A 19,832-nucleotide genomic window follows, 5' to 3' on the forward strand; every position below is an offset into this window, starting at 1 on the left:
ACTTTACGAAATTTCATGTTATTACCTATATATTTTTATTCTAGTTATATATAGACGGACATTTCTATAAATTTTGCCAAAAAAAAGGGACGCATTTCTGCGCCCCTTTATACTATTACTTATTTAGCTGTTAGATTTGTAAGCTCAAATTGAAACGGATTTTGATTAATTGTTTTCATGTCAGCCGCAAAATGAAATTTTTGATTTAATATATCAACCTCTACATCTGATACTTTAAAAATACCAGTATTTAGATCATAAGTAGAGCAGAATTTTGATTTTGGTGGCATGATTTGTAAATCTCCAGCCGCTGTCACTACCGTATGATCTGGATGTTCCTTATCTACTATTGGTGTACCATTTGCGTTAGCACCGCTAGTTCCAAGCAAGGTTTGACCACTTTTTACGTATTCTTCAAACCTTTTCATTGCTTCATCTTTGTCGCTTTTGATTCTGGCATAAAACAGTAAATCTACTGGTACATCAGGATCAATATTTTGACTGACTTTAGCTGAAAATCCAACCCAATCAGATAAACCATTACTCAATAAATTAAAACCTTTACCAGTAATTTTATTAAACACAAATTCTGATAAACCGGGATAAGGAATATCAGTGTCTGATAACACTAATTTAGCGGCAAAAATTTCAGCTATATCACGAGGTAATCTGAACGCGCAAGCACAAACTTGCCCGCTACCTACTTTAGTTCCAAAAGTAGTGAGTTTGTGAACACGAATTATATAAATCCAAAATCCGAAGTTAGGGGTTACTATGTGAGCATGAGTAATCCAAATCCGTGGTTTAGGTGGAGTATGTGTGCAAGCTAAAGCTTGTGAACTTATGCCAATGACTAGCAATGCTGTCAGTAACAATGTTTTAACTGCTGTAATTTTCTGAAATTGTCCGTCTTTATATTATTTTATGAATGAAACTTACAGCATTACACTAAGTCAAAATCTTTCAGAAAGGGAGCCATTAGTCGATAATCAACAACCAAAATTAACCAGAGAAAGGTCACTTAAACATTGACCAACGCGCATGTGTTTTAAAAGCCAATGGTTCTGATTGCTTATTTAATAAACGTAATGCACCTGCATGGGCTATCATGGCACCATTATCAGTACAAAAACTAGGGCGCGGATAATATATATTAATATCTAATTTTTTCTTAAAACTGGATCGTAGTCTTTTATTAGCTGCAACGCCACCGGCAATTACTAAACTTTTTAATTTAGTTTGCTTAATTGCACGACGACATTTTATTAATAAAGTATCTATAACCGCATCCTCAAAAGCGCGAGCAATATCAGCTCGTGTTTGTTCATTTTGTTCTTGTTTGTTCCAAGTTGTTAAAACATGAGTTTTTAAGCCGCTGAAACTAAAATCTAAACCCGGGCGTTGTGTCATTGGACGAGGAAAATCAAATCTATCAGGATTGCCGCGTAATGCTAATTCTGCTAATGCAGGACCACCGGGATAGCCTAAGCCTAATAATTTCGCAGTTTTATCAAAGGCTTCTCCAGCAGCATCATCAAGCGATTCTCCCAAAATTTTATATTTACCCCAAGCACTTACCTCCATTAATTGAGTATGACCACCAGAAACTAATAAAGCTAAAAACGGAAACTTAGGTGCCGCTTCTTCAAGCATAGGAGCAAGTAAATGTCCTTCTAAATGATGAACACCGATTGCTGGCACTTGCCAAGCCCATGCTAAACTTCTACCAACAGATGCACCTACTAATAATGCACCAATTAAACCCGGTCCAGCAGTATAGGCTACACCATCAATTTCATTAGGGTCTGTTAATACCTCTTTAATTAAAGGTATTAATTTACGCACATGATCACGAGAAGCTAATTCTGGTACCACACCACCATATTGAGCATGTAAATCTACTTGACTATAAAGTGCATGTCTTAATAAACCTTGTTCAGTATCATATACTGCCACTCCAGTTTCATCGCAAGATGTTTCTATTCCTAATACACGCATGAATTTTTAATCTTTTACATTCATCAATGGAAGAATAATTTCTATTACTAAGCCATTTTGATCTTGACGATTAAAGGCAGTACATTTTCCGCCTATATTCCAAATTAATGATGAAACCATTGCTAATCCCAAACCCATACCCGGTAATTGCCCAGTAAAATCTTTTTCTGCTTGATAATAGGAAGTCCAAATATTGGATAATTGATCAGGTGATAAATGTGTTCCATCATCAATTACTTGCAAACAAATACCTTCAGATAATTGACTTATATGAATCTCTAAATTAGGTGTATGTTGTGGATGAAATTTTTTCGCATTTGAGAACAGTTCAGTTAAAATTAATTCAACAGCGCGACTAGATATAAAGAGAGGAATTTGATTCTGATTCTTAATTCCTTGAGATTTTAAGTTTACCGATTCTATTTCTAAAGATTCTGCAATACTATTGACCATAGTTCCAATATCATTTAGATTACAATTATCCCAAGCTAACTTATCTACCTGTGAAAGATTTAAAAACTTCAGAATTTCTTCAATTTCAGATTGTAGGCGCACTGAACCTTGGTGCATCACATCTAAAAATTCTTTGAGCTGTGGTTCTGATAATTGTTCAACATTGTTTTTTAGATATTCTAACCCACTAGTTATGGGCATTAATGGTGATCTTAATTTATGATTTATTTGCCCTTGAAATGTCCAACGAACTCTTTCAGATGAAATATTTTGAGTGACATCACGTAAACGGATTAAATATTTTTCTACTGAATCATTGCCCATTTCCATTACTTCAGCTTGTAACCAAAAAGCATGAGATCTAGCAGATTCTGGGCGTACTAAATAACGAGGCTTAAATGATTCATCTGTATAAATTAACCCATTTGCCCAAGCATCCTCCGGTTGGCAATGATATTCTTCCCTAGCCAGCTCTAAAAATTTGGTATTTTCTTTTATATCAGTTGTTGATAAGTAAAGACGGGCTTGTGGATTGGTATAGATTATTTCTTCATTTTTATCCAAGATCAAAAAAGCATCATCAGTTTTTTCAACTACCCATTCAAATTTAACTTGTTCATTCAATAAACGGCGATAACGATTAAGTTTAGTTATGGTTTTTAAGCGTGCGCGTAATTCAAAACGATCATAAGGTTTAGAAATAAAATCATCAGCTCCAGCCTCAATGCCTTGCAAACGAGAATCGCGATCATCCAAAGCTGTAACCATTAAAACTGGCACTCCTGCAAGTATAGGATCAGCGCGAAGATGTTCACAAACTTCAAAACCATCCATTTCTGGCATCATTACATCTAATAAAATTACATCTGGTATTAATTCAGCCGCTAATTTTAATGCTTCTAATCCATTACTAGCAGAAGCTAATTCATAGCCTTGATTAGCTAATAACATTTCTAACATGTCGCGGGCTGTGGGTTCATCATCAACGATGAGTATTGTAGTAGTTTGTTTCATTAACAAAAATCCTTTATTATATAATATATTCTATTTTAGAGCTTAATACACACACATGAAATATATAAAAGTTGGCGCAACAGCCCTTAACCAAACACCCTTAGATTGGCTAGCTAATAAAAATAACATTCTCGCCGCTATTGATACTGCTCGTGTTGACAACGTCAGTATTTTATGCCTACCTGAATTATGTATCAGTGGTTATGGCTGCGAAGATGCTTTTTTAGCACCGGGTACCTTGACACAATCTTTAAATATCTTACATGATATTGCTAAATATAGCAGCAATATAATTGTTGCTGTAGGTTTACCCTTATTGTACCAAAATCGTGTTTATAATACGGTTTGCTTATTAGTTGATGGTAAAATTGCTGGTTTTGTAGCCAAACGCTTTTTGCCAAGTGATGGTATTCATTATGAGCCTCGTTGGTTTCATAGTTGGGCTGTTGGTGTTGATGCTGAGATTGAAATTAATGGGCATATTTATCCAATTGGTGATATTCATTTTAATTGTGGTGGTGTGCGAATTGGCTTTGAAATTTGTGAAGAAGCTTGGGTTGCCAATCGCCCGGGTATCAAATTAGCTGAACAAGCTGTTGATATTATTCTTAATCCTAGTGCTAGTCATTTTGCTTTTCATAAACATCGTGTGCGTGAACGTTTTGTATTAGAGGGTTCGCGCTCATTTAGTGTTAGCTATATTTACACCAACTTATTGGGTAATGAAGCTGGGCGTGCTATTTATGATGGTGATGCTATGATTGCTAGTAATAATAACATTTTAGCTAGTAGTTCACGTTTTAGTTTTGATAATTATCAGTCAATTAGCGCGTGTATTGATGTTGATTTAACTCGTATGGCTCAAGCACGCACTAGTCAATGTTCTGATAAAATTGATAATTGTATAAAGATTGCTTTTGAATATCCAGTTATTTCACCATGTCAAAAAATTGTCACTGCTGCATCAGAACTTTTAAAGGAAGAAGAATTTAGTCATGCAGTTAGTTTAGGCTTGTTTGATTATCTTAGAAAAAGTCGCGCCCAAGGCTTTGTAGTATCATTAAGTGGCGGTGCAGATTCTTCTGCAATTGCTTGTTTAGTTTATTTAATGGTTAAATTAGCAGTGGCTGAATTAGGTATTAAAGGCTTTACAGAAAAATTAAATCATATAAATTTGCCTACTACAATAACTGACATTATAAAGTCACTATTGACGTGTGTTTATCAAGCCACAGAAAATTCTAGTGAAACCACACAAAATGCAGCAAATACTCTTGCTACTAGCCTTGGTGCCGATTACCTCAATATAAATATCAATAATATTTATATTGAATACGTAGAATTAATTTCACAAGCACTGAATAAAAAATTAAGTTGGGAAACAGACGATTTAGCCTTACAAAATATTCAAGCACGAGTTCGCTCACCCAGCGTCTGGTTAATTGCTAATATTCGTAATGCTTTATTATTAGCAACTAGCAATCGCTCAGAAGTAGCACTAGGATATGCGACAATGGATGGTGATACTAGTGGCGGTTTAAGCCCATTAGCAGGAATAGACAAAGACTTTTTACGACATTGGCTACGTTGGTTAGAAAAGTCAATTCCAGCTTTAAGATTAGTAAATCAACAATCACCAACAGCCGAATTACGCCCAGCGGCGATGACACAAACAGATGAAGCAGACTTAATGCCATATTCAGTATTAAATCGGATAGAACAAGCTGCGATAAGAGATCGCCAAACACCTTATGAAATTTTTTGCTTATTAAGACAAGAATATGAAGAACAACAATTAATTACTTGGATAGAACGCTTTTTTACTCTATGGAGTCGTAACCAATGGAAACGAGAACGCTTTGCACCTTGCTTCCATTTAGATGAGCAAAATCTTGATCCTAAGACATGGTGCCGCTTTCCGATTCTTTCTGGGGGCTATAAGCAAGAATTGGAGGAGATGAAGGAGAAAGTTATAAACTGATATTATGCACCAAGCTTTTGTAATAAACCAAAGGTAATATGAGTATTAACTTTTTCACTTGTATTTACTCTAATATTCCTAATGCTTTAAGATTAATAAATCAACAATCACCAACAGCCGAATTACGCCCAGCGTTTAAACGAACAAAATCTTGATCCTAAGACAATGATCTTTTGTTGCTTGTTGTTTACCAGCAACGCTAAAAGGTTGGCAAGGTGGATCTCCAATGACAATGTTTGGCTTTTTGCCTATTTTTTTTCTAATGATTTCGGGAGTTAATTCGCGAATATCAGCCCTTAGAAAATTCCATTCTGGTCTATTTTTAAGTAGGGTTTGTTCAAAACCAATATCTAAGCCACCAGTTTTTTTGTTACCGGTTCTAATAAAACTTTTATGTTGAAGATTAACTGGTAAATCACCCATTTTTCCTCCGGGTGAAAGGTGTTTCATTCTTTCAAGAACAATACCACTATATGATATAGCTAAATATAACAGCAATACAATTGGTGATGTTAGCTATATTTACACCAACTTTTATAAAGCCACAGAAAATGCAGCAAATATAATTCATGTTTAAAAAAATAACACTGAAAAATTATCGTACTCATATTGATACCACTATAGAATTACAAGATATTACCCTAATCATGGGTGGTAATAATGTCGGTAAAAGTAATCTTTTGAATGGTATTCAATATTTTTCTAATTTAATTAGTAGTTCCGAAAAAGTTGGAAAAAATAATTATTATCCCTATAAGCATTGTTTAGATACTTCAGAAAATCCTTTATTCTTTGGTTGTGAATGGGAAAACAAGATTGGCAATATTGTCTATCAATTAGAACTTTATACGCTAGAAGATGGAGAAATTGCTTGTAAAGAAAAAATTGAAATTTCCACCAATAATACAATTAATGCACAAAAACATGGATATAGGGAAATTTCCAAAAAAATTCAGTTAAAAATGTTGTTAGGATAGCTGATGAATTAAGTGTTGAAGGTGCAAATTTTCAAGCATTAGTTAAATATGTAGAGAGTCATGAAAAAGATACATATAATAGGTTTATTGCCTTTCTAAGACGTTTTGTACCTTCTTTTCATGGCATTATTATTAAAGATGATCAAGTGTTTTGGCAATTTGATCTAACTAAGGATAGTTCAAATTTGCCTTATTTTGAGCCGAAATTGGTTTCAGAAGGCTTACTTAAAGCCGGTGCAGTGGCTCTGCTTTGTGCCTTAAAACATCCTCCTGCTTTGATTATGATAGAAGAAATAGAAAATGGAGTAAATATAGAAAATGTCGCTGAATTTTTGGGATGGATACGTCAAACTATTGGTAAAGATAAACGTACTAAATTTATTTTAACTACTCATAGCCCATCTGTTATTCGTCAATTTTCTGGTGATTTGGATGCAGTCTATAATGTACATTTACGTAGTAAGGATCACAGAAGTTTATTGACTAACTTGAATGATGCACTAAGTGTCTATGTTCGCATGGGAACTGTCGAGGGAGATTTTGAAGAAAAAGAAGGTAAAGAAATAGTCAAAGTTAAACCTTATAAATTGACAGAGTTATTTTATGGTGGTATTTTAAAAAAAATTGGGCTATAACATGGATAACAATAAGCCTATATATGTAAAAATAATCTGTGATGGATTAAGTGATTATTTGGTAATAAAAAAACTCATTTCAGCTATTTTTGAACATAGCCATGCCGATGAAGTGAGTTTGGAATTTATTGAATTTGAACAATATCCTAATGTTAGAGACTACATAGATGAATTTATTGATAAATCAAAAGATACTAACTATGATTTGTTTCATGAAAATGTTAAGTCTTCTAAAAACAATATAATAACTGCTTTGATTCAAGTTGTAGATGCGCTAACTCGTGAAATTTCTATTTCAAATACTGATTCAGAGAAGCCTCTAATTCATAAGGAAAATTACTTAAAGAGACGCTGGGCTTATTCGCTCAATGCTTTTTTAGAGTTAGCCATTGAAGAATTTTATCAAAAAAGAGTAGAATGGGGATATGATTATCAAAGTTTGCCACTGATACTGCCTTTAGTATTATTTCCCAGTATAGAAATTTTAGTAGCCGCTTGCTTTGAATCTGACGGCAACTTTGACGAAAGGTATCGCTCTTTGGAAGCCAAACCTCATTTAAAACAGAAAGTTTGGGAAACTGATAGTATCCATGAAGCACTTACAACAGGTATGTTTGATGATATTTTAAATGAATATATTGTTCCAGAAAATTTAAACTTGCAAATTCCATTTACGCTTTCATTTAAAGCTAATGGAGTAAAATCAGGTATTATTAATGATAATTGCATAGCTACTGTTTACAATATAATTATTTTATGCCTACCTGAATTATATATCGTGTGCGTGAACGTTTTGTATTAGAAGGTTCGCGCTCATTTAGTGTTAGCTATATTTACACCAATTTATTGAGTCAATTATAAATATACGTTGGTTAGAAAAGTCGATTCCGGCTTTAAGATTAGTAAATCAACAATCACCAACAGCCGAATTACGCCCAGCGTTTAAACGAACAAAATCTTGATCCTAAGACAAATTTAACCCTCAACCTGCTGACTACATTTTCATCGTAGGCGTTGCTAAATCTTTAAAACTATTTCCAGCCCCATTATAAACGGGTAAATTAAGTAAATTTTCTACTTCATAATGACTAAGTTGTGGAAACTGGAAATAATGTAAATCATTGGCAGCAATAAAAAATAATCTTCTTCTTTTTTGAGGACTACCATAGTCAGCCGCCATTAACTCTCGGTGTGTGATTTGATAACCGATTTCTTCAAATGATTTATAAATTTCTTCTATCATATTCGCGGATTTTACTTGAGATAATCCATAAACATTTTCCATGACTATAATTTCTGGTGACAAAAACTTAATATGCTCAACATAATTTCGATAAAGTGTTCCAAGTGGATCTTTTGTTGCTTGTTGTTTACCAGCTACGCTAAAGGGTTGGCAAGGTGGACCTCCAATGACAATGTTTGGCTTTTTGCCTATTTTTTTTCTAACGATTTCGGGAGTTAATTCGCGAATATCAGCCCTTAGAAAATTCCATTGTGGTCTATTTTTAAGTAGGGTTTGTTCAACATCAGCTTCTATATCTGTTGAAAATACGGTTTTAAATTGGATAATATCATTTGACGCTTGTTCAAAACCAATATCTAAGCCACCAGCACCGGTAAAATATGACGCTATATCTATTTTACCTTTGACGTTTTTTCGCTGAAAATACTTTACAATTTCAGCCGCTAAGGCACTAGCTAATTTCACAGGAACAGCATTACCTATTTGTTTTTGTACTTGCGTAAGCGTACCACAAAACGCATAATCAATTGGAAAGTCTTGCAAACAAGCAGCTTCTCTAGGCGTAATATATCTATTTTCTATTGGATGAACAAATTTATTAAAAATATAAGCTGTTACAGTTGGAGAAGGTTTATCCATTTCAAGGCGCAATAGCCTCATATTTGGTCCACCAGTTTTCTTGTTTCCGGTTCTGATAAAACTTTTATGTTGAAGATGAACTGGTAAATCACCCATTTTTCCTCCGGGTGAAAGATGTTTCATTCTGTCAAGAACGATACCACTATATTCTCTAGTTTTGTGATTAGGTACATTCATAACTCAAAACCACGTAATACAGGTTCTTCAATCGTTATAATAAAATCAAATACTTGCCTGAGTTTATCTCGTGAAATAGAAGCCACACCGTTCATTTGTTCTACATCTGCTTCAATCCCCCATAGCATATCAACAAAAGGCTCTACATATTCTTTGCCATGTCGATAAGCTGGCAAGTTAGAAATAATGGCAGTTTTGAACTGAGTTTCTTTCCTAATGGAGGATCCTATTTTCAGAACCTGATAAATACCTTTTTTAATATCATCAGTTCTATCCATTCCAGCACTGGTTTTACTATCACTAATTGACTCTTTTCTAGGCCATCCATCGCGAGTCTTCGCTATTTTAGGAGGATTTCCACTCGCATTAGCTAAATAATACAGCTCTTGGTTCTTATCTCTCTTTATATAGGCATCTCTAGCATTAAGCCATGTTTGCACAAAACTAAAAACACTAGATGAATTTGCTGGATTAACAATGTAATCAATAGTTTGCTTAAATGGCCATAATTCGTGACTTGGCATTCCAAGTGGAATATATTGTTGATTATGTAAGTAAATAGCTGATTGACACTGTTTAAGTTGTGAAGCCGTTATTATCACTTTCTCATGTGATTCATGATTTTTATTGTTTTCAAATTCAAACAAAACGGGATAAGTGATTAAGGGTGCTGATTTAACTTCTGCAAGTATTTTTGTTCCATCCTTATGAATTAAGATTGCATCAGCGGCTTCTGTTCCACCAATAGCTAATACAGTCTTTAAATTATTGGATAGTTTCAATATAAATCTAAGAATCAATTCGCTACTCAATTTACCTAAAGCACCTGACTGTGGTTTAGCAGCTTTTTGATACGACCATTTACCAATCGCTTCATAACAAGGACAACAAAGATTAATAAAGCCAATATGGGCATTAAAATTATCAGGGCAATTATCACAAAATTCCATAAGCCTTTCCAAACCGGAAATTGCATCAATATATGCTAAAGACATTACTAAATCAAAACAAAATGATTTATAATGAGCGTCTTTATCAGATACCCATTCTAAAAGATGATCAACTTCCTTGTACCAAGGATATTCAATTAATGGTTCTCGCTCTTTTGAAAAATCCAATTCTAAAGTCACTTATTTCTCCTTATTAACAAAATCCTTTATTATATAAATATAACAGCAATATAATTGTTGCTGTCGGTTTACCCTTATTGTACCAAAATTGTGTTTATAATACAGTTTGTTTAGGATAATTTGATTATCTTAGAAAAAGTCGCGCCCAAGGCTTTGTAGTATCATTAAGCGGTGGAGCTGATTCATCAGCAATTGCTTGTTTAGTATATTTTAAGACATGGTGCCGCTTTCCGATTCTTTCTGGGGGGTATAAGCAAGAATTGGAGGAGATGAAGGATATGATAAAATATAGGCGTGGGTAAATCTTTAAAACTATTTCCTGCTCCATTATAATTGAGTGTTCAGTATAACTACCGAAGCATTATTAGCTGCGGTAGTCACATAACATAGAAAGTAATGCTAAAATTCTCTAATCATATGCTATTTGGTTCTTTATATTTTTTAATATTTGCTCTAATAAGACGTGTGTCTATTATTCAGTTTTCCTACTATTCTGCTATTTTTAAGCAGTTGTTCAGTTTCTTGAACTTTCAGTTGGTTAATCATAAAATAGCTTACATCATTATCATCAGTATCAATACGCTTATGGGGACTACACCATCCTGTGATAAAATCCATCACATCTAATACAACATCTTCATAATCTTCGTCGTTTGTAGTTGTTTTACGGAAATATTCAAATTCAGCTAGAATATTTTCCTTAGAGTATCCTTTATTTAATAAATCTTTAACGATTTGTTCCAATTTTTCGATTGGGTTACTTTGTTGTAAAGCTTCTTTTAAAACAGATAGTTCATCGCTCATTTTTGATTACCTGTTAAAGTCCAGTCATGTAGAGTTGCGAATTGGAAGATTATAGGGTGGCGGAGGACTCACAGACATACCGCCTGTATTTGGTTTTACTTTACCCGAAATTACTAAAATATCAATTCCTTCTCTGATTCCCAGAGTTCTAGCTGTTGCACCCACCACTGGCAAACTGTTCGCACTGATTTTCATTGAACGAAATAATAAATAATTATCCATACACAGCTTGTTAAATTTTTGAGGACTTTTCATCATGATTGAACATACATTTTAGTCATAATTAACTTTAATGTCAAGTTATATAAGCATAATACATATCTATTAACTAAAATCTTTGCTAGCTGATATTGAGATTAATGGGCATATTTATCCAATTGGTGATGTTAGCTATATTTACACCAACTTATTGGGTAATGAAGCTGGGCGTGCTATTTATGATGGTGATGCTATGATTGCTAGTAATAATAACATTTTAGCCACTAGTTCACGTTTTAGTTTTGATAATTATCAGTCAATTAGCGCGTGTATTAATATTGCTTTTGAATATCCAGTTATTTCACCATGTAAAAACATTGTCACTACTACAATAACTGACATTATAAAGTCACTATTGACGTGTGTTTATCAAGCCACAGAAAATTCTAGTGAAACCACACAAAATGCAGCAAATACTCTTGCTACTAGCCTTGGTGCCGATTACCTCAATATAAATATCAATAATATTTATATTGAATACGTAGAATTAATTTCACAAGCACTGAATAAAAAATTAAGTTGGGAAACAGACGATTTAGCCTTACAAAATATTCAAGCACGAGTTCGCTCACCCAGCGTCTGGTTAATTGCTAATATTCGTAATGCTTTATTACTAGCAACTAGCAATCGCTCAGAAGTAGCACTAGGATATGTGACAATGGATGGTGATACTAGTGGCGGTTTAAGCCCATTAGCAGGAATAGACAAAGACTTTTTACGACATTGGCTACGTTGGTTAGAAAAATCAATTCCAGCTTTAAGATTAGTAAATGAACAATCACCAACTGCCGAATTACGCCCAGCGTTTAAACGAACAAAATCTTGATCCTAAGACATGGTGCCGCTTTCCGATTCTTTCTGGAGGGTATAAGCAAGAATTGGAGGAGATGAAGGAGAAAGCTTTTGTAATAAACCAAAGGTAATATGAGTATTAACTTTTTCACTTGTATTTACTCTAATATTCCTAATGCTTTAAGATAAACGGCAACTGGTAGAAGTGAGTGATGTAGAAGCGACTGTGCCAAATGTGCTTGAAGCCGAAAAATTCTTTTTTAATGAACGCAAAATTTTATCTGTTTTAGCATCAGATGGAGAATTAGATTGCCCTGAAGAAAAATCTATATATTGCTTCTAACCACAATATAAATCATATTAATTTAAAATATAGCGATGACAACAACAAAAAAACCCAAAGGCTTAGTAGCCACTTTAGCCATTTTAGATTTACGCCATGAATGGATTTTAACCTTGTGCATGGTTTTAGCAATTGCTGCTGTATTAGCACCTTTGCTAATTTTATTAGGTTTGAAATATGGAACTATTGAAACTATGCGCGAGCGATTAATTGAGGATCCGGTTAATCGTGAAATTAAACCTGCTCGCACTTTGCAATTAAGTTCAACTTGGTTTGATGACTTTTCTAAGCGTGATGATGTCGCTTTTATTGTTCCGACTATTTTACGTGGTTCTTCTATTGTACGTATTATTAAAAAAGCAGGTGACTATGGACATGCCCTTGATCTTGTGCCTACTGCGCCTAATGATCCTTTGATTTTAGAAAATGGAGCAATTGTGCCGCTAGCTGGTGAATGTGTTTTAAGTTATTCGGCTTCAGAGGAATTAGGAATCAAAACCGGTGATGTTGTAACAGCGCGTATCACCAGAACACGGCGTGGTAGAAGAGAATATGTTGAAACGCCTTTAAAAGTTATAGCGATATTAAATCCACGGGCTGATGGTTTATCACGTATTTATGCGCCGCTGCAATTTGTCACCGATGTTGAATTATATCGAGAAGGGCAAGCAGTAACAGCGCGTAATTGGGCAGGTTCTCAACCACGCCCTTTTTTAAGTTTTGATGGAGCATTTGTCATTCATCCAGCGCGTTTAAGTCGTATCAAAATGCGAATGTTGACTATTAATACTGGTTTAGCTCAAATCAATAAAATCAATTCTGAGCAATTTCAACAAGCAATGGGGTTTGCACTTCCTAGCGGTTACACTATTTATAAATTAGCAGCCAAAGGCAATACTATACAAACCACTAATATCAAACGCCTAAAAAATAAACTACGTGGACAATCAGCAATAGTTCTGCCCTTTGTAGAAAATATATCCTTAAAACTCAATCAAGAAATTAAAATCATAGGTTTATCAATAACTACGGCAGAGGCAAAGCAACTTGAAATTCCAGCTTTAAAGTGGACAAAAAATTCTATTTTATTACCAGACCATATAAAATTTACCAGTGGCAAAGCCAGTGCCTTGAATGGAAAAATAGAATTTCCTATTACTAATATAGGTAAATCATTTAGTAAATATGCAATAGTGCCAATTGAATTAATTGGAAGCTTAAAAACTGGAGAAAAGCGAAATATTATATATGATGAAACACAAAATAGCTTTTTACTAGCCAGAGCTGGCTATAGAGGATTTCGCCTTTATGCGCGAAGTATTGATGACATTCCCACACTTTATAGGCATTTTATTGAAAATAAAATTGAAGTAATAACAAAAGTTCAATCAATTGAAAAAGTTAAAATATTAGATCGCGGTTTAACTCGTATATTTTGGTTAGTTGCCATTATTGGAATAATTGGCGGAATTGCAGCACTTATTGCAAGCTTATATGCCGCTGTTGAAAGGAAAAAACGCGATATTGGTATTTTAAGATTAATGGGCTTATCCAGAAACGAGGTATTTATATTTCCCATTTACCAAGGAATTAGCATCGCGATAATCAGCGTAATAGTTGCGATTATGGGATATGCAAGCCTATCTTATATAATAAATTTTGTATTTGCTGCCGATTTAAGATTAGGAGAAAAAATTTGCTTTTTACCTAATGAATATTTTATGATTGCTTTTATTGCTACTACTATCGCTGCTGCTATGAGTTCATTACTAGCGGCTTGGAAAACTACTGAAATTGAACCAGCGGAGGCTATTCGTGAAGAATAAGATATAATATTGAATATGAAATTTGAATGGGATACAAATAAAGAAAAACTCAATATACGAAAACATGGGATCACATTTGAACAGGCTTCATATCTTCGTATGTAACATCAAATTAAGGTAACAGTTCCTAATCATAACTGCTGTAGGTTGGGCTTACAAAAGGAAACGCAGCCCAACCTACATACTACATAGCTTTTTCTGTCAGGCACTACTTAATATTGCCAACACCTGCTAATGTCCATGCGGCTTTATTAACAGGAGTATGAATATTAATTCCTCCAAGCCGTTTGCCGTTTCTCATAGGCCAATAATGAACTTGACCATTTCTATGTTGCCAGACTATATCATCTGTATCATCACCATTGACATCACCAACACCTGCTAGTGTCCATGCGGCTTTATTAACAGGAGTATGAATATTAATTCCTCCAAGCCGTTTGCCGTTTCTCATAGGCCAATAATGAACTTGACCATTTCTATGTTGCCAGACTATATCATCTGTATCATCACCATTGACATCACCAACACCTGCTAGTGTCCATGCGGCTTTATTAACAGGAGTATGAATATTAATTCCTCCAAGCCGTTTACCGTTTCTCATCGGCCAATAATGAACTTGACCATTTCTATGTTGCCAGACTATATCATCTGTACCATCACCATTGACATCACCAACACCCGCTAGTGTCCATGCAGCTTTATTAACAGGGGTATGAATATTAATTCCCCCAAGCCGTTTACCGTTTCTCATCGGCCAATAATGAACTTGACCATTTCTATGTTGCCAGACTATATCATCTGTACCATCACCATTGACATCACCTACATCTGCTAGTGTCCATGCGGCTCTATTAACTGGAGTATGAATATTAATTCCCCCAAGTCGTTTACCATTTCTCATCGGCCAATAGTGAACTTGACCATTTTTATGTTGCCAGACTATATCATCTGTACCATCACCATTGACATAACCAGCACCCGCTAGTGTCCATGCGGCTTTATTAACAGGAGTATGAATATTAATTCCTCCAAGCCGTTTGCCGTTTCTCATAGGCCAATAATGAACTTGACCATTTCTATGTTGCCAGACTATATCATCTGTACCATTACCATTGACATCACCAACACTTGCTAATGTCCATGCGGCTTTATTAACAGGAGTATGAATATTAATTCCTCCAAGCCGTTTGCCGTTTCTCATGGCCCAATAATGAACTTGACCATTTCTATGTTGCCAGATTATATCATCTGTATCATCACCATTGACATCACCTACACCTGCTAGTGTCCATGCGGCTTTATTAACAGAAGTATGAATATTAATTCCTCCAAGCCGTTTGCCGTTTTTCATTGGCCAATAATGAACTTGACCATTTCTATGTTGCCAGACTATATCATCTGTATCATCACCATTGACATCACCAACACCTGCTAGTGTCCATGCGGCTCTATTAACTGGAGTATGAATATTAATTCCCCCAAGCCGTTTACCATTTCTCATCGGCCAATAGTGAACTTGACCATTTTTATGTTGCCAGACTATATCATCTGTACCATCACCATTGACATCACCTACATCTGCATGTGCAGAAAAGCTTAATACCAATAGCACCATTAATAAAGAACTATTAAATAGCAAGTTTGTTTGGATAAAAGGTGTATTTTTCATATCATATTTATATATTAATGATGAACCATCATCATACGAAGATTGATAACTAAAGTAGGGGCATATGGGCGCAAACCTATGTGTTTGCCCCTGTTAGATGATTAAAGGACGAATTTTGAGAGTAAATTATTTATTGAATAGCCCACTTTTGGTTTTTACCACCATGGCAATTAGGCAACAGATAAAAAAGCTAATGCCGTTTTTTTCATGATTAATATCTTTCTAATTAGTGATTAAAAATAAGCAGCAAACATAGTAATTTACATTTACAATCAAAACAATCAAATACATGATTGTCGATTTCTTTAGAGCTAAAGGTATGCCAACTAGCTTATTAATACATAACTATTTGTTATATAGTATTTAAAATCAATTTAAACGCAAGTATATAATGCCCATTTTAGGAAATTTTTCCTAAAACACGGAAAAAGTATGCCCTTTTTGGAACAAAATATAAATTAATATATTGATAATCATAATTATTACTTTATGTACTTCCACTTTTGTAACTTTCGGTAAAGGGTTGTTTTTCCTATTCCCAACAATTTTGCCGCTTGTACTACATTGCCATTGCAAAATTTAATCGCTTCAAGGCTCGCGTTTTTTTCCACCTGCCAAAGAGGATAAATGGTTTTGGGACAAATTTTAGCGACTTCGGGCGTGGATAAGAATTGAGGAAGTAGGTTCTCCATTTCTTCAGCGAGTGTGTTAAGCAGCATATCTGCTGTTATTGTCTCACCATAATGAGATAGCACTAGATTATGGATCACATTCTTCAATTGTCGGATATTACCCGGCCACTGATAATCTAACAAGATTTTTTCGGCTTCTAGGGTAAAATATTTAAAGCTTTTCTGCTCTTGTTTTGCATATTGCTGAAGAAAATTTTGGGCTAGCATTAAAACATCTTGTCCACGCTGACGTAGTGGTGGCAAATGGATTGAACTTACTTTTAAACGATAATAAAGATCTTGACGGAAACGCTTGGCCTTAATTTCGCTAAGCAGATCACGATTGGTAGCCCAAATAAAACGAATATCAACAGTTTCTAATTGACTGCTGCCGACTTTATAAAAAGTACCAGTTTCGACAAACCGTAGTAGCTTGCACTGTAAATTCAAATCCATTTCACCGATTTCATCTAAAAACAAGGTACCACCATCGGCTAAGGATGCCATACCTTGCCGGTTTTGAGTTGCGCCAGTAAAAGCTCCTTTGACATGTCCAAATAATTCACTTTCTATCAAGTTATCTGGAATCGCAGCACAATTTATAGATAAAAAGGCTTTATCTTTATATCGACTAACTTGATGAAACATATGAGCGCAGACTTCTTTACCCGTGCCGGTTTCTCCAGTAATCAACACGGAGGCTTTACTATTCGCAACTTGGTCAATTTTTTGGTAAACCCTCTGCATGGCAGCGGATGTCCCACAATCAATGATATTGGAATTTTTTTGCATAAAAATAAATTGAATTTTAAAAATTGTAGGAAATAGATAATATTTTAACCTTACTATTTAGTAAAGTACCGTTAATTACAATGATAAATCAACAAACTTGTTTTTTTTATTTCCGGACAAGTCTAATATCATAAATGGTAAAACCCCTCAAATTTATCCACAAAAAATCCGTTTATTCCGAAAATCCGTTGTACTCATTTCTTTGATATAATATTAAGTACAACGGATTTTCGGAATAAACGGATTTTTTTATTGTTAGAAAATAAATTGAACCAGCGGAGGCAATTCGTGAAGAATGAATACATTATATTTATATTATTATTAATAAACTTTCCAGCATTAGCATCAGGTGATAAATGCACTCATAAATTAGATATTTCATGTGCTTACAATCCAAAATCAGATATTGAAGATTTTATTTTACCTATGCCTAAGCTATCGAAAGATAAGATAAATATGGTTTTTCGCAAAGTGAAAGTGCATGGCTCAGAATTTTGGGGTAATCCACAACGCTTAATTTCTATTGGTGAAAATGCTTCTAAATTTAAAGGCATGATTTCAGGAGCTTTTTATGATAGAAAACAGGGAAACTGGTTTTATTATCTTGGTAAATATGAAGTTAGCATTGCTCAATACATTACTGTAATGGGCTTGAAGCATTTTTATAAAAAATGTGGTAACAAAAAGCAAATTGCAAAAATTAAAACTGCTATTGGTAAAGGCTTGCTTCGACAATTAGCCAAACCAATGGCATGGATTACATGGTCGGATTATCAAGAATTTATTCGTCAATATAATTTATGGTGTTATAGCAATACAGAGTGTCTGGATAAATTGCCTAGAATTTCAAAAACTAACTGGAAACATGAAATTAATAAAGACGTAGATCCACCCGGTTTTTTTAGATTACCTACTGAATTAGAATGGGAATATGCAGCTAGAGGTGGATATGAAGCTGGTTCAGAATTTGAAAAGACTCTACCTTTTGTTGCAGACAAAATAAAACAATACGCTTGGGCAAAACCTTATAGTAGAAATGGAGCTACTAGAATAGGGCGTTGGCAAGCTAGTTATGGATTTTATGATCTATTTGGTAATGTACAAGAATTAACTAATTCTTTATTTGTAGCTGAAATTATTCAAGGAAAAGTTGGTGGTTTGACAACGCGAGGTGGCAGTTATCAAGATCAAGCTAAAACGCTAAGTTCTGCTTTTAGAAGAGAAATTGAACTTTATAAAGCCAAAGAAGATCGTGAAGGCAAAATCAGTGAAATAACAGAATCACTGTCTCCAACCACTGGAATTCGTTTAGCTATCGGAACATTATTCAGCCCATCACCTCGTTTCAGTGAACAAATCGAAACAGAATATAAAACCTACACGAAAACATTTCGTGGGCAAACAGCGGCTGGAAAATCTATTGGTGAAACCAGTAGTGGTGGGATTTGGAAAAATATGGTTAAAAGGTTTAATTTAGAACTTAAAAAATCAGAACTAAAAACCGTGGCTGCAATTGAAAAATTAACAGAAAAAGCTAAAAAAAGAGATACTGCACTAAGTAGAGAATTAGTAATTGAAAAAGAAGAGAATAGGAAATTAACACAAGCCTTAAATGCAAAAAATGAAGCACTAGAAAGAAAAAATATTCAAAACAGAAAAGATCAAATCAGAATTGCTGAGCTTGAAGCAAAGTTAATAACTTTAACAAAAACTTCAAACCCAGTGTTAATTATTACTGGTGCTGCTGTTCTATTACGCCAAAATATACGTTCAAGAAAAAAACTTGCTAGATTAATCATTGCTACAATTGTCACTAAATTAGATAATTCTGCTGATGAAAAATGGTATCAAATTAAAACACCAGATGGCAAAATCGGCTGGGTAGCTGCTAGATATACTATGCCTGTAAAGTTAAGATATAAAGCACAAGCATATATTAAGGTAGCCAAACGAAAATTAAATCATAAAACAGCTAGTTTTGGTGATTTTGTTGAGCTAGTTAATTTCTTAAAGGGCATAATACCTACAATCAGAAATAGAGAAAATAAAGCTGAATTACAATTTTCATATTTACTTGCCTTACAAAAAAGCTTAGATAAATTACCGCGCCGTCAAAAAAACTGGCTTAAAAAACAAAAACGCAATATCATATATGATAAATCATCTCGATTGTGGTTAGTTAAAAGAAAATGGTTTCAACAATTGCATGATAAATATAGTGATTTAGCTATTGCAGATAGAATTATGCTAGCTGCGCCTTGAAGAATTAATATGTTAAAATTTATAAGCCATTAATAAAAAAATTTATAAAAGTAGTGGCAAGAAAACCCCTTTGTCTTTAGCTGAGGGGATGAATTGCCACGCCTAACCTTGTTCTTCAATGTATTTCCTTACTGTTTCGATGGAAGCATTCCCGATAGAGCAACAAAA

General features: G+C 34.3%; 18 protein-coding genes and 1 pseudogene. 9 read left to right on the top strand and 10 right to left on the bottom strand.

All coding sequences use genetic code 11. The annotated features are described in order from the left end of the window. Nucleotides 1–119: 119 nt before the first annotated feature. The 3 genes from BHU68_RS11420 to BHU68_RS11430 all read right to left on the bottom strand — a co-directional run bounded on the left by BHU68_RS11420 (nt 120) and on the right by BHU68_RS11430 (nt 3,465). A complete protein-coding gene (locus tag BHU68_RS11420) occupies nt 120–875 on the bottom strand; it encodes a hypothetical protein (RefSeq protein WP_069471178.1) in 756 nt (251 codons plus the stop codon). Between the two features lie 142 nt (nt 876–1,017). Beyond that, nucleotides 1,018–1,998, bottom strand: coding sequence for a tRNA (adenosine(37)-N6)-threonylcarbamoyltransferase complex transferase subunit TsaD (gene tsaD / locus BHU68_RS11425; protein ID WP_069471179.1), 981 nt, complete (start codon nt 1,996–1,998; stop codon nt 1,018–1,020). Between the two features lie 6 nt (nt 1,999–2,004). Beyond that, on the bottom strand, nt 2,005–3,465 hold the full coding sequence (locus tag BHU68_RS11430; RefSeq protein ID WP_069471180.1) for an ATP-binding response regulator: 1,461 nt from the start codon (nt 3,463–3,465) through the stop codon (nt 2,005–2,007). Nucleotides 3,466–3,520: 55 nt separating this feature from the next. Here BHU68_RS11430 and nadE (BHU68_RS11435) point away from each other — a divergent pair, with 55 nt between their 5' ends. After that, nucleotides 3,521–5,446: an NAD(+) synthase gene (nadE, locus tag BHU68_RS11435; protein WP_069471185.1), complete on the top strand. Its 1,926-nt coding sequence runs from the start codon at nt 3,521–3,523 to the stop codon at nt 5,444–5,446. 135 nt (nt 5,447–5,581) lie between these two features. Here the strand turns inward: nadE (BHU68_RS11435) and BHU68_RS11440 are convergent, their stop codons facing one another. Beyond that, nucleotides 5,582–5,896 (bottom strand): DNA cytosine methyltransferase, encoded by a 315-nt coding sequence (locus BHU68_RS11440; RefSeq protein ID WP_141699490.1) that lies wholly within the window; start codon nt 5,894–5,896, stop codon nt 5,582–5,584. Nucleotides 5,897–6,015: 119 nt separating this feature from the next. On the opposite strand from BHU68_RS11440, the gene BHU68_RS11445 reads away from it, so the two are divergent. The 3 genes from BHU68_RS11445 (at nt 6,016) to BHU68_RS11455 (ending at nt 7,860) form a co-directional block, all read left to right on the top strand. Beyond that, nucleotides 6,016–6,423, top strand: coding sequence for an AAA family ATPase (locus tag BHU68_RS11445; RefSeq protein ID WP_069471187.1), 408 nt, complete (start codon nt 6,016–6,018; stop codon nt 6,421–6,423). Nucleotides 6,424–6,569: 146 nt separating this feature from the next. Beyond that, complete coding sequence (locus tag BHU68_RS11450; protein WP_069471188.1) at nt 6,570–7,058, top strand: AAA family ATPase; 489 nt, start codon at nt 6,570–6,572, stop codon at nt 7,056–7,058. Nucleotide 7,059: 1 nt separating this feature from the next. Then, nucleotides 7,060–7,860 (top strand): hypothetical protein, encoded by an 801-nt coding sequence (locus tag BHU68_RS11455; protein WP_069471189.1) that lies wholly within the window; start codon nt 7,060–7,062, stop codon nt 7,858–7,860. 192 nt (nt 7,861–8,052) lie between these two features. On the opposite strand, the gene dcm is transcribed toward BHU68_RS11455, so the two are convergent. Together dcm and BHU68_RS11465 are read right to left on the bottom strand one after the other, a co-directional pair. Then, complete coding sequence (gene dcm / locus BHU68_RS11460; protein ID WP_069471190.1) at nt 8,053–9,117, bottom strand: DNA (cytosine-5-)-methyltransferase; 1,065 nt, start codon at nt 9,115–9,117, stop codon at nt 8,053–8,055. Beyond that, nucleotides 9,114–10,247 (bottom strand): hypothetical protein, encoded by a 1,134-nt coding sequence (locus BHU68_RS11465; protein ID WP_069471191.1) that lies wholly within the window; start codon nt 10,245–10,247, stop codon nt 9,114–9,116. Before BHU68_RS11465 ends, dcm begins: the two co-directional genes overlap by 4 nt. 134 nt (nt 10,248–10,381) lie before the next feature. On the opposite strand from BHU68_RS11465, the pseudogene BHU68_RS18385 reads away from it, so the two are divergent. Continuing rightward, nucleotides 10,382–10,549: pseudogene (locus BHU68_RS18385) on the top strand (hypothetical protein); the annotation flags it as partial. A gap of 151 nt (nt 10,550–10,700) precedes the next feature. Here the strand turns inward: BHU68_RS18385 and BHU68_RS11470 are convergent. Together BHU68_RS11470 and BHU68_RS11475 are read right to left on the bottom strand one after the other, a co-directional pair. Further along, on the bottom strand, nt 10,701–11,051 hold the full coding sequence (locus BHU68_RS11470; protein WP_069471192.1) for a hypothetical protein: 351 nt from the start codon (nt 11,049–11,051) through the stop codon (nt 10,701–10,703). Between the two features lie 24 nt (nt 11,052–11,075). Next, on the bottom strand, nt 11,076–11,309 hold the full coding sequence (locus BHU68_RS11475; protein WP_141698985.1) for a hypothetical protein: 234 nt from the start codon (nt 11,307–11,309) through the stop codon (nt 11,076–11,078). Nucleotides 11,310–11,388: 79 nt separating this feature from the next. On the opposite strand from BHU68_RS11475, the gene nadE (BHU68_RS11480) reads away from it, so the two are divergent. The 3 genes from nadE (BHU68_RS11480) (at nt 11,389) to BHU68_RS11485 (ending at nt 14,270) form a co-directional block, all read left to right on the top strand. Then, complete coding sequence (nadE, locus tag BHU68_RS11480; protein WP_069471194.1) at nt 11,389–12,135, top strand: NAD(+) synthase; 747 nt, start codon at nt 11,389–11,391, stop codon at nt 12,133–12,135. Between the two features lie 171 nt (nt 12,136–12,306). Beyond that, nucleotides 12,307–12,444: a hypothetical protein gene (locus BHU68_RS17340; protein WP_171899645.1), complete on the top strand. Its 138-nt coding sequence runs from the start codon at nt 12,307–12,309 to the stop codon at nt 12,442–12,444. A gap of 35 nt (nt 12,445–12,479) precedes the next feature. Next, nucleotides 12,480–14,270, top strand: a complete 1,791-nt coding sequence (locus BHU68_RS11485; RefSeq protein WP_069471195.1) for an FtsX-like permease family protein — start codon at nt 12,480–12,482, stop codon at nt 14,268–14,270. Nucleotides 14,271–14,478: 208 nt separating this feature from the next. Here the strand turns inward: BHU68_RS11485 and BHU68_RS11490 are convergent, their stop codons facing one another. Together BHU68_RS11490 and BHU68_RS11495 are read right to left on the bottom strand one after the other, a co-directional pair. After that, nucleotides 14,479–15,939: an FG-GAP repeat domain-containing protein gene (locus BHU68_RS11490; RefSeq protein WP_069473734.1), complete on the bottom strand. Its 1,461-nt coding sequence runs from the start codon at nt 15,937–15,939 to the stop codon at nt 14,479–14,481. A gap of 482 nt (nt 15,940–16,421) precedes the next feature. Beyond that, nucleotides 16,422–17,402 carry a sigma-54 interaction domain-containing protein gene (locus BHU68_RS11495; protein WP_069471197.1) on the bottom strand — a complete coding sequence of 327 codons (981 nt, stop codon included), beginning with the start codon at nt 17,400–17,402 and terminating at the stop codon, nt 16,422–16,424. A gap of 288 nt (nt 17,403–17,690) precedes the next feature. Between BHU68_RS11495 and BHU68_RS11500 the strand changes: the two genes are divergently transcribed. Continuing rightward, nucleotides 17,691–19,664, top strand: a complete 1,974-nt coding sequence (locus BHU68_RS11500; protein WP_069473735.1) for an SUMF1/EgtB/PvdO family nonheme iron enzyme — start codon at nt 17,691–17,693, stop codon at nt 19,662–19,664. Nucleotides 19,665–19,832: the final 168 nt, after the last annotated feature.

Origin of the sequence: Candidatus Marithrix sp. Canyon 246 (assembly GCF_001723685.1) — a bacterium.
Taxonomy (GTDB): domain Bacteria; phylum Pseudomonadota; class Gammaproteobacteria; order Beggiatoales; family Beggiatoaceae; genus Marithrix.